The sequence below is a fragment of the Bartonella sp. AP4SXKL genome (assembly GCF_042195845.1).
Lineage (GTDB): Bacteria > Pseudomonadota > Alphaproteobacteria > Rhizobiales > Rhizobiaceae > Bartonella.
In genome coordinates this window covers 1-570 of the sequence record NZ_JBHIPA010000088.1, presented here as the reverse complement: position 1 = coordinate 570, position 570 = coordinate 1, and the positions used below count along the sequence as shown (strand labels likewise).

1 pseudogene is annotated in these 570 nt (G+C 49.8%); it reads left to right on the top strand.

Annotated features, from left to right (window positions below):
- Positions 1 to 570 (top strand): annotated as a pseudogene (locus ACFIMI_RS09820) (hypothetical protein); the annotation flags it as partial.

The following is a 570-nucleotide window of genomic DNA, read 5'->3' as shown; positions in this document are numbered from 1 at the left end:
AATGCCGCCAAGACAACATCAGAGTTATCGAAAACCTCTTCAGAAGATGCTAAGATGATGTCAGAAGCGGCTGAGAGGTTAGCGCAAGAAGTCAAGCGTATTGCGGCGGATACTAAAGGTGCAGCCGATAGAGTGGCGACAACGGTCACGGAAAGCTCTCAAAGAGTGACACAAGTTCAAAGCACAGTAGAGACAGCTTTGACAGAGGCAAGAGAAGCCAAGGCAACGGCAGGAGATGCAAAAACACTTTCCGAACAAATCAAGAGCGCTTTTGATGATGCCAAGCAGGTGACGGGCGAGGTGAAGAATGCTGCAGAAACAGCGGCAGCGAGCAGTGGGCAAGCTCTCACGACAGCTTCTGAAGCCAAGATGACAGCTGATAGAGCCTCTTCGGTAGCCGGTGATGCAAAAGAAACGGCGTCTAAAGCCCTGTCGGTAGCTCATGGTCTTAAGCAATCGGTTGATCATGTCAAGAATACAGCTGAGGGAGCCAAAAGGACAGCAGAAGGAGTAGAGCAGAGGGCTTTAACAATAGAAGACGTTGCTACACAAGCCAAGACTAAAGCTGGT